This is a genomic window from Erythrobacter sp. SD-21, assembly GCF_000181515.1.
In the GTDB taxonomy this organism is placed as follows: Bacteria; Pseudomonadota; Alphaproteobacteria; order Sphingomonadales; family Sphingomonadaceae; genus Qipengyuania.
Genome location: NZ_ABCG01000002.1, coordinates 503,655 through 518,300, shown reverse-complemented (window position 1 = coordinate 518,300; position 14,646 = coordinate 503,655). Strand labels below are relative to the sequence as shown.

The window sequence follows — 14,646 nt, the reverse complement described above, 5'->3', positions numbered from 1 at the left end:
CCCCGATGGCCCGATTGTTCATTTTCGGCCTCGGCTACACGGCGGGGCGTTTTGCGCAAGAGATGCGTGGGCGCGGATGGCAGGTCGACGCGACGGGAAGTGCGGGGAATATCGACTGGATGGATGCAGTTTCCGTCGTCGAACACCTTGAGCGCGCCACCCATGTCCTTTCTTCAGTGCCGCCGGACCGCGACGACGGAGTGGACCCCGTACTCGATTTTTACGACGACATCTTTGATGGGCAATGGTTGGGATACCTTTCATCGACTGGGGTCTACGGCGATGCGGATGGCGCATGGGTCGATGAAAGCTCACCAACCGACGGCGGCCGCCGCAGCGCGCGCGCCGAGTGCGATGCGTGCTGGCTTGAGGCGGGCGCGCGGGTCTTTCGGCTGCCCGGGATCTACGGCCCTTCGCGCAGCGCCTTCGAGCGGGTGGAGAGCGGCAAGGCGCACCGAATCGACCTGCCCGGACAGGTCTTCAGCCGGGTCCATGTCGACGACATTGTCGCAGGCGTGGTCGCTGCCATCGAAAGCGGGGCGCCTCAAGGGGCGTACAATCTTGCCGACGATCTCCCGACCAGCCAGAACGCCGTGATCGAGGAAGCCTGCCGTCTGATGGGCGTCTCCCCGCCGCCGCTCCAGACCATCGAGGAGGCCGACCTCTCGCCCATGGCGCGCGGCTTCTATGCCGAAAACCGCCGGGTGGCGAATGGCAAGGCGAAGCGCGTGCTCGACTGGGAGCCGCGCTATCCGACCTATCGCGAAGGTCTGGCGGCGATCAGGGCTCCGGCGTAGCGCGGCGCGGCGGCGGGGCAGCGCGGCCCCGCATGGCAACGACCATGCCAACCAGCGTAATTGCTGCGCCCGCTGCGGGAAGCAGGCCCCAGACAAAGCCTTCGAACAGCGTCGACAGGATCATGGCCACGGTCGGCACGATCACCGAGCTGTAGGCCGCCGTGCCCGCCCCGACCTTGCGGACCAGCCCGTAATATAAAGGGAAGGTAATTACCGAACCGGCGAGGCCGAGATAGAGGATGCCGAGCGCATAGGAGGGGCGCGCGTCCCATTGTGGCGGCCCCTGCGTCGCCAGCGCGTAAATCGTGTTGAGCACCACGCCGATCACCATCGACCAGGCGAGCAGCGTCAGCAGCGGCTGCCTTTTCGCCCCCTCCATCGCCTGCACGATATTGGCGGCGCTCGCCGACAGGATACCGCCCACCGTCAGGCCTGCGCCGAGCAGCACCTGCCCGAGCGTAGCAGGCGTGGCGCGGTATTCCTGCGCGAACAGCATGGCCACGCCGATGGCCGCGATCAGTGAGCCGATGACAAACTCGCGCCGGATCGGCTGGCCGAGCACAAATTTGCCGAGGATCGCGTTGGGCACCACCAGCAGCGCGAACATTACCGCGACGAGGCCGGAGGTGATGTAATGCTCGGCATGATAGACGAAGGTGAAGTTGAGCGTGAACTGGAACAGCCCCAGCGCCGCCGCCCAGCGCCAGCCCCCCGAGCTTAGCATCAGCGGTTCGCCGCGCAGTGCCGTCAAGGCGAACATGCCGAGCGCGGCCACGATGAAGCGCCAGGTGATCGACCAGCTCGGCGGCACGCTCGAAATCTGGTCGCGGATCACCAGCCAAGTGCCGCCCCAGATCAGGCTCACCAGCAGGAAGGCGGCAAGGTTCTTCGGGGCGAGCAGGCTCTCGCCGCCACTGGACGCGCTCATAGGCTTGCAATGGCCTTTGCCAGCGCGAGGGCGTCTTCTTCGCGCGTGTTCCAGGCGGTGACGAAGCGCGCCGCGCCCTCGCCCCAATCGTAAAAGCCGAAGCCTCGCCCGCGCAGCGCCTCGCGCTCCTGCGGCGTGCAGCGCACGAAGAGTTCGTTGGCCTCGACCGGATGCATCAGTCGGTCGGCGCAAGCGCCCGCGATTTCCGCAGCCGCGGCGTTGGCGCTGCGCGCGTTCTCGAGCCAGAGATCGCCGTCGAGCATGGCGTGGATTTGCGCGGCGAGGAAGCGGCCCTTGCTCTGCAGATGCCCGGCCCGCTTGCGGCGGTAGCGCGCGAGATCGGCCTGCCCTTCGTCGAAAAAGACAATGGCTTCCGCGCTCATCGCGCCGTTCTTCACGAAACCGAAGCTGAGCGCATCGACCTCGCCCGCAACATCGCCTGCCGGAGAGTCGAGAAAGGCGGCGGCGTTGCCGAAGCGCGCGCCGTCCATATGGAGGCCGAGCCCCCGCTCGCTGGCTAGCGTGCGGATCGCGGCGAGTTCTTCGGGCCGATAGACCCGCCCGTATTCGCTCGCCTGCGTGATCGAGATCGCGTGCGGCTGGACTTGGTGCACGTCGTCGCGGATCGGGTCGATGACCGCGCGGATCGCGTCGGGCGTCAGCTTGGCGCCCTCGCCCTGGCACAGGAGCAGTTTCGCCCCATGGAGAAAGAAGCCGGGCGCCCCGCCCTCGTCCATCTCGATATGCGCTTCCTCGTGGCACACCACCGCGCCGTGCGGCGGCACCATGGTGGCCAGCGCAAGGCAGTTGGCAGCCGTGCCCGTCGCCACCCACAACACCGCACACTGGCGCCCGAACAACGCCGCCATCTTTTCGTCGAGGGAAACGCTCAGCCTGTCGCCATCGTAAGGAGAAGAAGCCGCATCGGCCTTGCGCATCGCCTCCCATACGGCAGGTTGAACGCTGGCGGCATTGTCGGAGAGGAACTGCATTGGAACGCGTGTAGCGACCTATGCATTGGTTGGGTAGCAAGGAAAGAAAAGAACATGAGCCACGCAGAAATCGAAATAGAACGCCGCGATCGGGTCACACACGGCGATTATATTGCAAAATTGGATACAAGCGACAGCACGGCAAAGCTCAGCTGGACCGACCGGCAGGGCGTGCGCCATGCCGAACACACCTTCGTGCCGCCCGAAGCGCGCGGTAAGGGCGTGGCCGAGGCGCTGGTGAAGGCGCTGGTTGCCGATGCGCGCCAGGAGGGCTTCAAGATCGCGCCCGATTGCTCTTACGTCGAACGCTATTTCGACAGGCATAAGGATCTGTCCGATTTGCGCGCCTAGAGTGCGGGCGCGCCCTTCTTTTCCAGCAAGACGGAAAAATCGCTGCCCGCCATGCTCTCGGCCAGCGCATCGCGCCAGCGCCGCGCCTCGGACAGCGGCATGCCATGTACGCGCAGCTTGCCCCCCGCAAGGCCCAGGTGGAGGCTAGCGTATCCCCGCATCTGCGCGAGCGGACCTTGCGCGATCTCGACCGACTGCAGTTTCACCCGCGAGGCAATGGCCAGGCTCGGGCTGAACCAGCCGTGGCGCGAATAAAGCTGGCGTTCGCCCAGCGCGCGATAGTCGTGCTTCCAGCGCCAGTATTGCTCCGCCAGCAGGAACAGCAGGCCCGCGAGCGGGGCAATCCACAGCCAGTTGTTTGCCAGAAGCGCCGCTACGATGGTGGCCGGCACTAGGTACAGCGCCGCCAGCAGCGCCTTGTCGGTCCGGTAACTCTTCAACGCTCGGTCCCACTGCGTGCCTTCCGGCGGCAGGGAAAAGCCGGTGGTGCGAACAACGGGGTGGATTTCCTCCATCCGGCCAAAAGGCACCGCGTCGTGATTGGCTCCGCCGCTATCGCTCGCGAGGCTGATGATCTTGAGCCCGTGCCAGCCGAAGTGCCGCCGCAGAAAGCCGGTGTCGAGGCGGAGCGCCTGGACCCGGTGCAGCGGCATGACGAGGTCGGTGCGCGTCAGCAGGCCGCGGCGACGGCGCAGGCCCTTGGCCGTGCGCTCGAGCCGGAAATTCCATTCGCGCAGCGCAGTACGGACGAGGCCCGTAGCAACGCCGACGAAAGCCAGCGTCAACAACGCGAAAAGCAGGCCCGCAAATTGCGCCAGCGGCCCCAGCCCAGAAAGGTACTGGCCGGGCCCCGCGAGCCGTTGCTCCCATTCGTCGAAATCCCACAAGTCGAAGGGCAGCAGGAAATCCAGTTGCTGCGCAAGGCCGCCGATCACTGCCACCACCACAAGGGAGAACTCGAACAGGCCGAAGGTCAACACGCGCTTCGGGCCCATCGCGAACAGCACTTCGGCCTCGGCCGGTCTTTGCCCAGCGTCCGGCGCGGTATCGGTCGCGAGCGTGGCAGCCGGGCCCTCGCGCCGTTCGCGTACCAATTCGCGCAACCGCTCGCCCTCGGCTTCGGAGAGGTAGGTCAGCGAAAGGTCGTCCTTGCCGCCCGCCCCCGTCTCGAACTTCACTTCCACCAGTCCGAAGAGGCGCGGCAGCAGCTTCTGTTCGAGGCTGATGTCCTGAATCCTTTCGTAGGGAACCGACCGCGCGGCGCGCGCCAAGACGCCGCTTTCGACCCGGATATCGGTGTCACCAACCGTGTATGTGAGCCGCGTCCACTGGAGATAGGCGATGACGAGGTTGGCCAGGATCAGCAGGATCACGAAGGGCATCGCCCAGGCGATCTTCGCCGACGCGCCGCCATCGTCAAAAATCGTCACGGCGGCGACACCGAGGGGGATCACCAGCTGGGCGAGCATGGTCACCGCGCGAACGACAAAGCCCTTGGGATCGGTGCGCCGGGCTTCCGGCTCGCGCGTGGTCACAGCGTATCGCGCCGGATTGCCGCGCGAATACCGTCCCGCATGGCCAGCGCGTCGGAATGCGACAGTCCCGGGAGCGAGACCGAGGAGTTGTGCGAGCCGGCGGTGTGGACCGTGAGCGTTGCCAGTCCGAAGCCGCGTTCGAGCGGCCCCTGGTCGACATCGATATGCTGCACCCGTCCGAACGGGACGATGGTGTCGGTGTGGAACAGCACTCCGCGCACCACCCGCAGGCGCTCTTCGGCGATGGAATAGCCGCGCGTCGCATAGCGGCGCATCGGGAGGTAGAGCACGAGATAGGCGGCCACCAGTGTCACGGGTGCCCAGACCACGCCGGTCCAGCCGGGAATAGCGATCTCCGCGATGGTCGCCGCCACAAGCAGGGCTATGGCGAAAAGGCCGGCAACGAGGCGCATCATCGACTTGTAGCGCGGGTCGAGCTGGGTGAGGTCTTCGGGTCCGTCCATACCGGTTTACTTAAGCAACACAGTTGAGCCGATCAACGCCTTTGATCGAAGCGCCTTCCGACGATTGCCGCCGCGATGTTGGTCTTCTGCACGTCGGTCGTCCCGCCGGCGATGCCCCAGGCAAAGCCGTCGCGCACGCGCTGCTCCATGCCGTATTCCTTGTGATAGCCGTAGCCACCCATCACTTGCATGCCGTTGGCGGTGACGCTGCGGACAATCTCGTTGGCATAGCACTTGGCGGTGGAGCTTTCGTAGACGCTCGGCAGGCCGTCCTCGTTCTGCTCGGAGTTGGCGGCGGCGCGGTAGATGAGGAGGCGTGCGGCCTCGACCTGCATCGCCATTTCGGCAAGCCGCATCTGCACCGCCTGGAAGTCGACGATGGGTTTGCCGAAAGCTGCACGTTCCTGGACGTATTCGGTCGCCTGTTCGAGTGCGGCGGCGGCAAGGCCGAGCGATTGCGTCGCATTCCCGCAGCGCTCGAGGCCGAAAGCACTCATCAGTTTCCCGAAACCGCCTGCAGGCACGATGAGGTTTTCGCGCGGCACCTTCACGCCATCGAAGGTGATGTCGCGCGTCTCGATCCCGCGGAACCCCATCAGTTGTTCGCGGGAGCCGAAGGACATGCCTTGCATCTCCTTGTCGACCAGCAGCGCACCGATCCCCTTGGCACCCGGCGCATCGGAAAGCCGCGTGTAGACGACATAATAGCGCGCATGGCCCGCGCCCGAGGTCCAGCGCTTGTTGCCATCGAGGATGAACTGGTCGCCCTCCTCGCGGGCGCGGGTGGAAAGATCGGTCAGCGCGGTTCCCGCATCGGGTTCGGACATGGATACGGCCACCGTCGCCTCGCCGCTGACGACCTGCGGTATGATTTTTGCCCTGAGCGCGTCCGAACCGAATCGCTCGATGGTGCGGGCCGGACCCACCAGCGCCTCGAAAATCGGGAAAGCGACCGCGTTCGAAATCATCGCAAACTGTTCGAGCACCAGCAGCGCTTCGAGATGGCCGAGCCCCAGCCCGCCATATTGCTCGGGCAGATTGACCCCGAGGAAGCCCATCTCGCCATACCGCCGCACCATCTCGGCCGGCACGGAGAAATCCTTCTCCTCCATCTCGCGCGCGAGATGGGGCAATTCCTTGCGCGCAAAGGTTCGCGCAGCATCCTGTAGCTCGCGCTGCTGGTCGGTAAGGCGGAAATCCATGAAGCTCTCCCTCGGAAAAAGGAGTGCCGCGATAGGTGGCCAAGTGCAACCCAAAACCGGGCCGGCGGAGGCCCCGCAAGGGAGACCGCCCGCCCGCAGGTGCTCGACGCGAAAGCTTCGAAACCACGCCGAGGACGCGCCGACGGAGGTCGGCGCGAAAACAGGAAACATTCTCGAAGAAAATGGTGCTGCTGGGGAGGATTGAACTCCCGGCCTCACCCTTACCAAGGGTGCGCTCTACCACTGAGCTACAGCAGCACATGCTGCCCGTCGGTCATACCGATGGGGTGGAGGCGCGCGCTATTGGCAGACGCGGCGGATAAGTCAACCTTCGCTTGCCCGGATTGACGAAATTCGCAAAAGGAATGCGCCATGAGCGCCGCAAACGACAAGATGACACGCGAGGAACGCCTCGCCACGAAACTTCGTGAGAACCTCCGCCGCCGAAAAGCCCAGAACCGCGAAATGCGCGAATCGGGCGAGGACGGGGTTTCCAAGCCCAATACGGAGCGCTAACGCACGGCACTCCTAGCGAAAACCGGAGTAGTCATGACGAAGCTGATCCTCGTTCGCCACGGCCAGAGCGAGTGGAACCTCGCCAACCGTTTCACCGGCTGGTGGGATGTCGACCTCACCGAGAAGGGCGAAGCCGAAGCGCGCGAGGCGGGCCGGCTGATGCAGGCCAAGGGCGTGCTGCCGACGGTGTCCTTCACCTCGCTCCAGAAACGCGCGATCAAGACGCTCAACCTGGCGCTGGAGGAATGCGACCGGCTGTGGATCCCGGTGACCCGCGATTGGCATCTGAACGAGCGCCATTATGGCGGCCTTACCGGCCTCGACAAGCAGCAAACCCGCGAAAAGCATGGCGACGAGCAGGTGCACATCTGGCGCCGCAGCTTCGACGTGCCGCCGCCCGAGATGAAACGCGGCAGCGAATTCGACCTGTCGGACGACCCGCGTTACGCGGGGATCGACGTGCCGCTGACCGAAAGCCTGAAGCTCACTATCGAGCGCGTCCTGCCCTATTGGGGAGAGGCGATCCTGCCGCGACTCGCGAAAGGCGAAACGGTGATTATCTCGGCCCACGGCAATTCCTTGCGTGCGCTGGTGAAACACCTTTCCAACATTTCGGACGAAGAAATAACCGGCCTCGAAATCCCGACCGGCCAGCCGATCGTCTACGAATTCGACGGCGCGACGGTTTCGGGCGAACGCTATTACCTGAAGGACGCATAAGATGGCGCAAGGGGGAGGAGCAAAGATTGCAATCGTCATGGGGAGCCAGTCGGACTGGTCGACCATGAAATGCGCCGCCGACGTGCTGGAGGAGCTGGGCGTCGCCACCGATGTGCGCATCGTTTCGGCTCACCGGACGCCCGAAAGGATGTACGATTTCGCAAAGGCCGCCGAGAACGAGGGCTTCCATGTCATCATCGCGGGCGCAGGCGGGGCGGCGCATCTGCCGGGCATGATCGCCGCGCTGACGCATGTCCCCGTGCTGGGCGTCCCGGTCCAGTCGCGCGCGCTTTCGGGGCAGGACAGCCTGCTCTCCATCGTCCAGATGCCCGCCGGCGTCCCCGTCGGCACGCTGGCCATCGGCGAGGCCGGCGCGACCAACGCGGGCCTGCTGGCCGCTGCCATCCTTGCCAATAACGACGCGGAACTCGGGCAGCGCCTGAAGGACTGGCGCAGCGCCCGGAGCGCCGCCGTCACCGAAAGGCCTGCCGACTGATGCTCGCGCGCGGCTTCACCATCGGCATCCTCGGCGGCGGCCAGCTTGGCCGGATGATGGCGATGAGCGCCGCGCAACTCGGCTATCGCTGCATTGGCTACGCGCCGGAAGGCGACAATGTGATGAGCGCGGTCTGCGATGGTTTCGTCACCGCCGAGTGGGACGATGAAGTGACACTCGCCGGTTTCGCCGCGCAATGCGATGTCGTGACCTGGGAGTTCGAGAACGTCCCTGTCACCGCCGCACGCGCCATCCCGGCTGAAAAAATCTTTCCCGACCCCATCGCGCTGGAAACCGCGCAGGACCGCCTGACCGAAAAGCGCTTCATCGAAGGGCTCGGCGGCAAGCCCGCCGCCTATTCCAAGGTCGATTCCTCGCACGACCTTATCACCGCGGTCGATCGCTATGGCGCGCCCGGCATCCTCAAGACCCGGCGCGACGGTTACGACGGCAAGGGCCAGTGGCGCATCATGTCGATCCGCGAGGCGCAGGCCCTGCGTGTACCCGATGTGGCGTGCGTCTACGAAGGCTTCGTCGAATTCGACGCGGAATTCTCGGTCATCCTCGTGCGCACGCAGGACGGCGAAATCCGCTTCTGGGATTCGACCCGCAACATCCACGAGGGCGGCATTCTTGCCGCCTCGCGCTATCCGGCGGGAGCCGAGATCGAACGCCATGTCGCCCATGCCCGCGAATTGGCGCGCAAGGTCGCCGATGCGCTCAAATACGTCGGCGTGCTGACGCTGGAATTCTTTGCCACGCGCGAAGGGCCGATCTTCAACGAGATGGCCCCGCGCGTGCACAACTCGGGCCACTGGACCATCGAAGGCGCGGCCACCAGCCAGTTCGAGAACCACATCCGCGCGGTCGCCGGCCTGCCGCTGGGCGATACGCGCACCACCGTGGCCGCGGTCGAGATGCGCAACATCCTCGGCAGCGGTCGAGATGCGCAACATCCTCGGCAGCGAGATCGACAGCGCGGCGGCGAAGCTGACCGATTCGCGCGTCCACCTCCACGACTACGGCAAGGCCGAGGCGAGCGAGGGCCGCAAGATGGGCCACATCACCCAGATCTCCCGCGACACCCGCGCATGAGCCTGTTCCTGATCTATGCGCGCGCCGCCAATGGCGCGATCGGCAAGCAGGGGCGCCTGCCGTGGCACCTTCCCGCCGATTTGAAACGCTTCAAGGCGCTGACCATGGGCAAGCCGATGATCATGGGCCGCAAGACTTTCGAGAGCCTGCCCGGCCTGCTCCCCGGACGCCGCCACATCGTGCTCACCCGCAAGGAACGCTGGGATTCGACCGGTGCGGAAGTGGTCCGCTCGGTCGGGGAAGCTGTCGCCAAGGCGGGCGAGGGCGACATCGCGGTCATTGGCGGGGCGGCGATTTTCGATGTCTTCATGCCGCTGGCCAAAAAGGTCGAGCTGACCGAAATCCACCGCGACTTCGATGGCGATGTCTTTATGCCGCCGCTCGGCCCCGAATGGGATCTGGCGGGGACCGAGGATTTCGAGGCGGATGGCGACACCCCCGCCTACAGCTTCCACACTTATCGGCGTGTCGGTGAGGCGGCGAGCCTGTGAGGTTCCTCGACCACCGCGATCCGTTGCCCGAAAGCCTGCGCGGTGCGATCATTGCGCTGGGCAATTTCGACGGCTTCCACCTTGGCCATCAGGCGGTGGCGAAGGAAGCGATCGACTGGGCGCGCGCCGAGGGTCGGCCTGCGATCATCGCTACCTTCGACCCGCATCCGGTGCGCTTCTTCAAGCCCGACGCCGCGCCCTTCCGCCTGACCACGCTCGAACAGCGACAGGAACTCTATCTCGCCGCGGGAGCGACCGCGATGCTGGTGTTCCATTTCGACGGCGAACTGGCTGGGACCACGGCGGAGGATTTCGTCCGCGTGCTGTTGGCCGAAAAGCTGGGCGCGAAGGGCGTCGTGACCGGCGGCGATTTTACCTTCGGCAAGGCGCGCGGCGGCAATTTCGAGCGGCTGGTCGAACTCGGCAAGGAGGTCGGCATCGAGGCGCGTGCGGTCGATCCGGTGATGGACGGCGGCGCGCCCGTCTCCTCCAGCCGCGTGCGCGACGCGCTGCGTGAGGGCAACCCGCAGGAGGCTGCGCGCCTGCTCACCCGCCCCTTCGCGATTCGCGGCGTGGTCCAGCACGGCGACAAGCGCGGCCGCGAGATCGGCTATCCCACAGCCAACCTCTCGATCGAACACTACCTGCGCCCGAAATACGGCATCTATGCCGTGACCGGACGCATCCTTTCGACCGGGCAGGAGCTGAAAGGCGCTGCCAATATCGGCGTGCGCCCCCAATTCGAGCCACCCAAGGAATTACTCGAGCCCTATTTCTTCGACTTCTCGGGCGATCTGTATGGTCAGGAGGTAGAAGTGGCCTTCCACCACTTCCTGCGCGGTGAGGCGAAATTCGATCACCTCGACGAATTGACCGCGCAGATGGAGAAAGATTGCTCTGATGCGCGCCATCTTCTAAGCGCGCGCGGCAATGACTGAACCCAAAGACGCCACTCGCGATTACAGAGACACGGTCTTCCTTCCCAAGACCGATTTTCCCATGAAGGCCGGCCTCCCCCAGAAGGAGCCGAAGATCCTTGCGCGCTGGCAGGAAGAAAACCTCTACGAAGAGCTGCGCGAGGCCCGCAAGGACCGCGAGAAGTTCATCCTTCACGACGGCCCGCCGTACGCCAATGGCGACATGCATATCGGCCATGCGCTGAACCGTATCCTCAAGGACATGGTGGTGCGTTCGCAGACGCTGCTCGGCAAGGACGCGCCCTTCGTGCCCGGCTGGGATTGCCACGGCCTCCCGATCGAGTGGAAGGTCGAGGAACAGTACCGCAAGAAGAAGAAGGATAAGAAGGCCGTCCCCGCAGCCGAATTCCGCCAGGAATGCCGCGACTATGCCGCCCATTGGGTGAACGTGCAGCGCGAACAGTTAAAGCGCCTCGGCCTGATGGCGGATTTCGATGATCCGTACCTGACCATGCAGCCGGAAAGCGAGGCGACTATCGTTGCCGAGCTGATGAAGTTCGCCGAAGCCGGAAATCTCTATCGAGGATCGAAGCCGGTGATGTGGTCGCCGGTCGAGGAAACCGCGCTGGCCGAAGCCGAGGTCGAATACGAGGACATCACCTCGACCCAGATCGACGTGGCCTTCGAGATCGTGGAAAGCCCGATGCCGAATCTCATCGGCGCTCAGGTAGTGATCTGGACGACTACACCGTGGACGATCCCGGTGAACCAGGCGATATCGTTCGGCACCGACATCACGTACGAGGTTTTTCGCGTCGCCGATGGTCGCCGCTTCGTCGTCGCCGAAAGTCTGCGTGATGAGTTTCTCGCACGTGCAGGATTGGAATACGATCCTTCAATCCAGGACGAAGTCGACGACGTGCTCTTCGACGGCGAAATGTTCGGTCTGACCGACGATCAGTCTGTTGGCGGACAAACCATCGCGCGCCACCCGATGCACCATTTCGGCGGATTCTATGCTCGCCCACGTCCGCTGCTCGCAGGCGATTTCGTCACCACCGACAGCGGTACGGGCCTAGTCCACATGTCGCCCGACCATGGCGAGGACGACTTCCTGCTCTGCCGCGAGCACGGCATCGAGCCGGTCTTCGCAGTTCTGGGCGACGGGCGCTATCGCGACGACTGGGAATGGCTCGGCGGTAGCGACGACCGCCGCCGCGCGGTGATCAACAAGACCTTCAATTCGCCCGATGGGCCGATTTGCAGCGATCTGCGCGAAGCGGGCGCGCTGCTTTCGGCCAGCGACGACTACGCGCACTCCTACCCGCATTCGTGGCGCTCGAAGGCCAAGGTCATCTATCGCTGCACGCCGCAGTGGTTCGTGCCGATGGACAAGCCGCTCGAGGTGGGCGATTTCGATGTGGCCGTGCCCGAGGGCTTTGGCGCGGCCGTCGCCATGGCCACGAGCAAGGACCACTCGACCCTGCGCGAAATCGCCATGCGCGAAATCGAGCGGGTGAAATTCTACCCCGAGAAGGGCCGCCGCCGCATCGGCTCCATGGTCGAAGGCCGCCCCGACTGGGTACTTTCGCGCCAGCGCGCATGGGGCGTGCCGATCACGCTCTTCGTGCGGCAGGATGGGACCTATCTGCAGGACCCTGCGGTCAATGCCCGCGTCGTCAAAGCCGTGCGCGAACAGGGCGTCGATGCCTGGGACGAGAGCCGCAAGGCCGAATACCTTGGCGCAGATCACGACCCCAACGAGTTCGAGATGGTGACCGACATTCTCGATGTCTGGTTCGATTCGGGCTGCACCCACGCCTTTACATTGGAAGGCGGCCGCTGGCCCGACCAGCGCTGGCCCGCCGACCTCTATCTCGAAGGCAGCGACCAGCATCGCGGCTGGTTCCAGTCGAGCCTGCTCGAAAGCTCCGCCACCCGCGGCCGCGCGCCCTATGACGCGGTGCTGACCCACGGCTTCACCATGGCGAGCGACGGCAAGAAGATGTCGAAGAGCCTCGGCAATACCATCGACCCACTCAAGGTCATGGAACAGTACGGCGCGGACATCATCCGCCTCTGGGCGCTCTCCGTCGACTTCACCGAAGACCACCGCATCGGCGACGAGATCCTGAAAGGCGTGGGCGACCAGTACCGCCGCCTGCGCAACACCTTCCGCTACCTCCTTGGCGCGCTTGACGGTTTCGTCGGCGACATGGGCGATGCGGGCGAGATTCCCGAGCTGGAAGTCTACATCCTCGCACTGCTGGCGGACCTCGACGGCAAGCTGAAGAAGGCGCTCGAAGAGTACGACTTCAACACCTACACGCGCCTGCTGGTCGATTTTTGCAACGAGGACCTCTCAGCCTTCTACTTCGATATCCGCAAGGACACGCTCTATTGCGACGGCCCGGATTCGACGCGCCGCAACGCCTATCGCACCGTACTCGACCTCCTGTTCCACGCGCTGGTGCGCTACGCCGCGCCGGTGCTGGTGTTCACGGCGGAAGAGGTCTGGACCACGCGCTATCCCGAAGGTGGCAGCGTCCACCTGCTCGACTGGCCGCCGGTGCCGGGCGTCTCTGCCGACGGCGCGCGCTGGGACAAGCTGCGGGCGCTGCGCGAACGTGTGACCGAGGCGATAGAGCCGCTGCGCCGCGACAAGACCATCCGCTCCAGCCTAGAGGCCGATGTGGTGGTCCCGGCCAGCGCCGTGCCCGAAGGCTTTACCGACGAGGATCTCGCCGAACTGTTCATCACCGCGTCAGTCACGCGTGGGCAGAGCGACGAGGTGACTGTTTCGCGCACCGACGAAAACAAATGCGGCCGCTGCTGGCGCCTGCTGCCTTCCGTTGCGGAAGACGGCGCGCTTTGCGACCGCTGCGAAACGGTCGTCGCCCAACTGGACGCAGCTGAATGAACCCGCTCCTGAAACTGCGCCTGATCGGCGTCGTCATCGCCTTTGCGATCTATGCGGTCGACCAGTGGGTCAAATGGCTGATGGTCGCACCGCTGCAATTGCGGCAGGTCCGCGTGATCGAACTGCTGCCCTTCTTCGACTTGCGCTGGACGCAGAATTTCGGCGTTTCGATGGGCATGTTCGAGGCCGACAGCTTCGAATCACGCTGGATCCTCGTCGGCGTGACCGCGCTGATCGCGCTGGTCGTCACCATCTGGATGTTCCGCGAGAAGGCTTTCGGCGACATCCTCGGCCTGTCGATGATCCTCGGCGGCGCGCTGGGCAATATCAAGGACCGCTACGAGCTCGGCTATGTCATCGACTACGCCGACCTGCATTTCGGGGATTTCCGCCCCTTCCTCATTTTCAACGTCGCCGATGCCGCTATCACCATCGGCGTCCTCATTATCCTTGCCCGCGCCTTCTTCATGCGCGACAAGGAGGAAGACGAGGTCGACGATCTCATGCAAGGCAAGCCGGCAGACGCCGCGGAGAATACGCAATGAACACCATCGCCCGTATCGCCCTTCTCGGCGCCACTTCGAGCCTGCTCGCAGCCTGTGGCGGCGGCGGTTTCCTCGACCGTGACCGTCCGGACGAGTTTGCCGTGCAGCGCCAGGCGCCGCTGGTGGTCCCGCCCGATTTCAACCTCGTGCCGCCCGCTCCGGGTGCGCCGCGCCCGGCCGAAGGTTCGGCAGCCGAGCAGACGCTCGAAGCGCTTTTCGGCGGTCCGGCCCAGCGTAGCACGGTGGAAACCAGCGCGCTCGACCGCGCCGGCGTGGCCGAACCCGGCATCCGCAGCCAGGTCGGCTCGGAAGGCACCAACACGGTCGCCAAGGGCCGCGTGACCCGCGACATCATCGCCGCCCCCGAAGGCGACGGTGCTACTGCGCAGGCCGTGATCCCGGGATAATTTCGAGCGCTAGGGCGTAGGTATTTTACCTGCGGCCCTCGCGGCTTCCCAGTTTTTTGCTTGCGCCCTCAAACGCCGGGCACGACGCGTCCGCGTCGCTTGGCTTCGCCGCATAAGCGGCGGCGCGCGGTCGCGCTTTGGCTGCCGCGACCAAGAACCGCCCTAGCTATTTTGCGCTGATACGGTCGGCGACTAGGCGACCGCAAGGGCGACCGCCCGCCCGCAGCGGGTGCGGCTTGCCGCACATCTAGCGAGGACGAACCGACGGAG

At 64.9% G+C, this 14,646-nt stretch carries 16 protein-coding genes, 1 tRNA gene and 1 pseudogene; 12 read left to right on the top strand and 6 right to left on the bottom strand.

Translation table 11 applies throughout. From position 1 onward, the window contains the following. Positions 1–5: 5 nt before the first annotated feature. Positions 6–797, top strand: coding sequence for a hypothetical protein (locus ED21_RS05895; protein WP_006832932.1), 792 nt, complete (start codon positions 6–8; stop codon positions 795–797). Here the strand turns inward: ED21_RS05895 and ED21_RS05890 are convergent. Together ED21_RS05890 and ED21_RS05885 are read right to left on the bottom strand one after the other, a co-directional pair. Beyond that, positions 781–1,725, bottom strand: a complete 945-nt coding sequence (locus ED21_RS05890; RefSeq protein ID WP_006832931.1) for a DMT family transporter — start codon at positions 1,723–1,725, stop codon at positions 781–783. The genes ED21_RS05895 and ED21_RS05890 overlap by 17 nt on opposite strands. Next, positions 1,722–2,717, bottom strand: a complete 996-nt coding sequence (locus ED21_RS05885) for a low specificity L-threonine aldolase (RefSeq protein ID WP_006832930.1) — start codon at positions 2,715–2,717, stop codon at positions 1,722–1,724. The genes ED21_RS05890 and ED21_RS05885 overlap by 4 nt, the downstream gene beginning before the upstream one ends. A 54-nt stretch (positions 2,718–2,771) precedes the next feature. Here ED21_RS05885 and ED21_RS05880 point away from each other — a divergent pair, with 54 nt between their 5' ends. Beyond that, positions 2,772–3,068 carry a GNAT family N-acetyltransferase gene (locus ED21_RS05880; protein WP_006832929.1) on the top strand — a complete coding sequence of 99 codons (297 nt, stop codon included), beginning with the start codon at positions 2,772–2,774 and terminating at the stop codon, positions 3,066–3,068. Here ED21_RS05880 and ED21_RS05875 read toward each other — a convergent pair. From ED21_RS05875 to ED21_RS05860, 4 genes are all read right to left on the bottom strand, one after another. Beyond that, on the bottom strand, positions 3,065–4,603 hold the full coding sequence (locus ED21_RS05875; protein WP_006832928.1) for a PH domain-containing protein: 1,539 nt from the start codon (positions 4,601–4,603) through the stop codon (positions 3,065–3,067). The two genes, ED21_RS05880 and ED21_RS05875, sit on opposite strands and share 4 nt — an antisense overlap. Continuing rightward, positions 4,600–5,067: a PH domain-containing protein gene (locus tag ED21_RS05870; protein WP_006832927.1), complete on the bottom strand. Its 468-nt coding sequence runs from the start codon at positions 5,065–5,067 to the stop codon at positions 4,600–4,602. Before ED21_RS05870 ends, ED21_RS05875 begins: the two co-directional genes overlap by 4 nt. Before the next feature lie 32 nt (positions 5,068–5,099). After that, the gene (locus ED21_RS05865) at positions 5,100–6,269 is read right to left on the bottom strand and encodes an acyl-CoA dehydrogenase family protein (protein WP_006832926.1); all 1,170 of its coding nucleotides are present in this window, start codon (positions 6,267–6,269) and stop codon (positions 5,100–5,102) included. 183 nt (positions 6,270–6,452) lie between these two features. Then, positions 6,453–6,527 (bottom strand) — tRNA-Thr (locus ED21_RS05860). Positions 6,528–6,641: 114 nt separating this feature from the next. On the opposite strand from ED21_RS05860, the gene ED21_RS15600 reads away from it, so the two are divergent. The 10 genes and pseudogenes from ED21_RS15600 to ED21_RS05820 all read left to right on the top strand — a co-directional run bounded on the left by ED21_RS15600 (position 6,642) and on the right by ED21_RS05820 (position 14,376). Beyond that, positions 6,642–6,785 carry a hypothetical protein gene (locus ED21_RS15600; RefSeq protein ID WP_006832925.1) on the top strand — a complete coding sequence of 48 codons (144 nt, stop codon included), beginning with the start codon at positions 6,642–6,644 and terminating at the stop codon, positions 6,783–6,785. Positions 6,786–6,818: 33 nt separating this feature from the next. After that, positions 6,819–7,505, top strand: coding sequence for a 2,3-diphosphoglycerate-dependent phosphoglycerate mutase (gpmA, locus tag ED21_RS05855; protein ID WP_006832924.1), 687 nt, complete (start codon positions 6,819–6,821; stop codon positions 7,503–7,505). A gap of 1 nt (position 7,506) precedes the next feature. After that, positions 7,507–8,001 (top strand): 5-(carboxyamino)imidazole ribonucleotide mutase, encoded by a 495-nt coding sequence (gene purE / locus ED21_RS05850; protein ID WP_006832923.1) that lies wholly within the window; start codon positions 7,507–7,509, stop codon positions 7,999–8,001. After that, positions 8,001–8,882, top strand: a pseudogene (locus ED21_RS05845) (5-(carboxyamino)imidazole ribonucleotide synthase); the annotation flags it as partial. The gene purE and the pseudogene ED21_RS05845, both read left to right, overlap by 1 nt. 64 nt (positions 8,883–8,946) lie before the next feature. Beyond that, positions 8,947–9,096 carry a hypothetical protein gene (locus tag ED21_RS15970; RefSeq protein WP_006832922.1) on the top strand — a complete coding sequence of 50 codons (150 nt, stop codon included), beginning with the start codon at positions 8,947–8,949 and terminating at the stop codon, positions 9,094–9,096. Then, a complete protein-coding gene (locus tag ED21_RS05840) occupies positions 9,093–9,587 on the top strand; it encodes a dihydrofolate reductase (protein WP_034921500.1) in 495 nt (164 codons plus the stop codon). Before ED21_RS15970 ends, ED21_RS05840 begins: the two co-directional genes overlap by 4 nt. Continuing rightward, positions 9,584–10,525, top strand: coding sequence for a bifunctional riboflavin kinase/FAD synthetase (locus ED21_RS05835; protein WP_006832920.1), 942 nt, complete (start codon positions 9,584–9,586; stop codon positions 10,523–10,525). Before ED21_RS05840 ends, ED21_RS05835 begins: the two co-directional genes overlap by 4 nt. After that, positions 10,518–13,424: an isoleucine--tRNA ligase gene (gene ileS / locus ED21_RS05830; RefSeq protein ID WP_006832919.1), complete on the top strand. Its 2,907-nt coding sequence runs from the start codon at positions 10,518–10,520 to the stop codon at positions 13,422–13,424. Before ED21_RS05835 ends, ileS begins: the two co-directional genes overlap by 8 nt. Further along, a complete protein-coding gene (gene lspA / locus ED21_RS05825; RefSeq protein WP_006832918.1) occupies positions 13,421–13,969 on the top strand; it encodes a signal peptidase II in 549 nt (182 codons plus the stop codon). The genes ileS and lspA overlap by 4 nt, the downstream gene beginning before the upstream one ends. Beyond that, positions 13,966–14,376, top strand: coding sequence for a DUF3035 domain-containing protein (locus ED21_RS05820; protein ID WP_006832917.1), 411 nt, complete (start codon positions 13,966–13,968; stop codon positions 14,374–14,376). Before lspA ends, ED21_RS05820 begins: the two co-directional genes overlap by 4 nt. Positions 14,377–14,646 lie beyond the last annotated feature (270 nt).

Coding starts and splice junctions, on each gene's coding strand:
- ED21_RS05880 (WP_006832929.1), top strand. CDS start 2,772: ATGAGCCACGCAGAAATCGAAATAGAACGCCGCGATCGGGTCACACAC.
- ED21_RS15600 (WP_006832925.1), top strand. CDS start 6,642: ATGAGCGCCGCAAACGACAAGATGACACGCGAGGAACGCCTCGCCACG.
- ED21_RS05895 (WP_006832932.1), top strand. CDS start 6: ATGGCCCGATTGTTCATTTTCGGCCTCGGCTACACGGCGGGGCGTTTT.
- lspA (WP_006832918.1), top strand. CDS start 13,421: ATGAACCCGCTCCTGAAACTGCGCCTGATCGGCGTCGTCATCGCCTTT.
- ED21_RS05865 (WP_006832926.1), bottom strand. CDS start 6,269: ATGGATTTCCGCCTTACCGACCAGCAGCGCGAGCTACAGGATGCTGCG.
- gpmA (WP_006832924.1), top strand. CDS start 6,819: ATGACGAAGCTGATCCTCGTTCGCCACGGCCAGAGCGAGTGGAACCTC.
- ED21_RS05820 (WP_006832917.1), top strand. CDS start 13,966: ATGAACACCATCGCCCGTATCGCCCTTCTCGGCGCCACTTCGAGCCTG.
- ileS (WP_006832919.1), top strand. CDS start 10,518: ATGACTGAACCCAAAGACGCCACTCGCGATTACAGAGACACGGTCTTC.
- purE (WP_006832923.1), top strand. CDS start 7,507: ATGGCGCAAGGGGGAGGAGCAAAGATTGCAATCGTCATGGGGAGCCAG.
- ED21_RS05870 (WP_006832927.1), bottom strand. CDS start 5,067: ATGGACGGACCCGAAGACCTCACCCAGCTCGACCCGCGCTACAAGTCG.
- ED21_RS05885 (WP_006832930.1), bottom strand. CDS start 2,717: ATGCAGTTCCTCTCCGACAATGCCGCCAGCGTTCAACCTGCCGTATGG.
- ED21_RS05840 (WP_034921500.1), top strand. CDS start 9,093: ATGAGCCTGTTCCTGATCTATGCGCGCGCCGCCAATGGCGCGATCGGC.
- ED21_RS15970 (WP_006832922.1), top strand. CDS start 8,947: ATGCGCAACATCCTCGGCAGCGAGATCGACAGCGCGGCGGCGAAGCTG.
- ED21_RS05890 (WP_006832931.1), bottom strand. CDS start 1,725: ATGAGCGCGTCCAGTGGCGGCGAGAGCCTGCTCGCCCCGAAGAACCTT.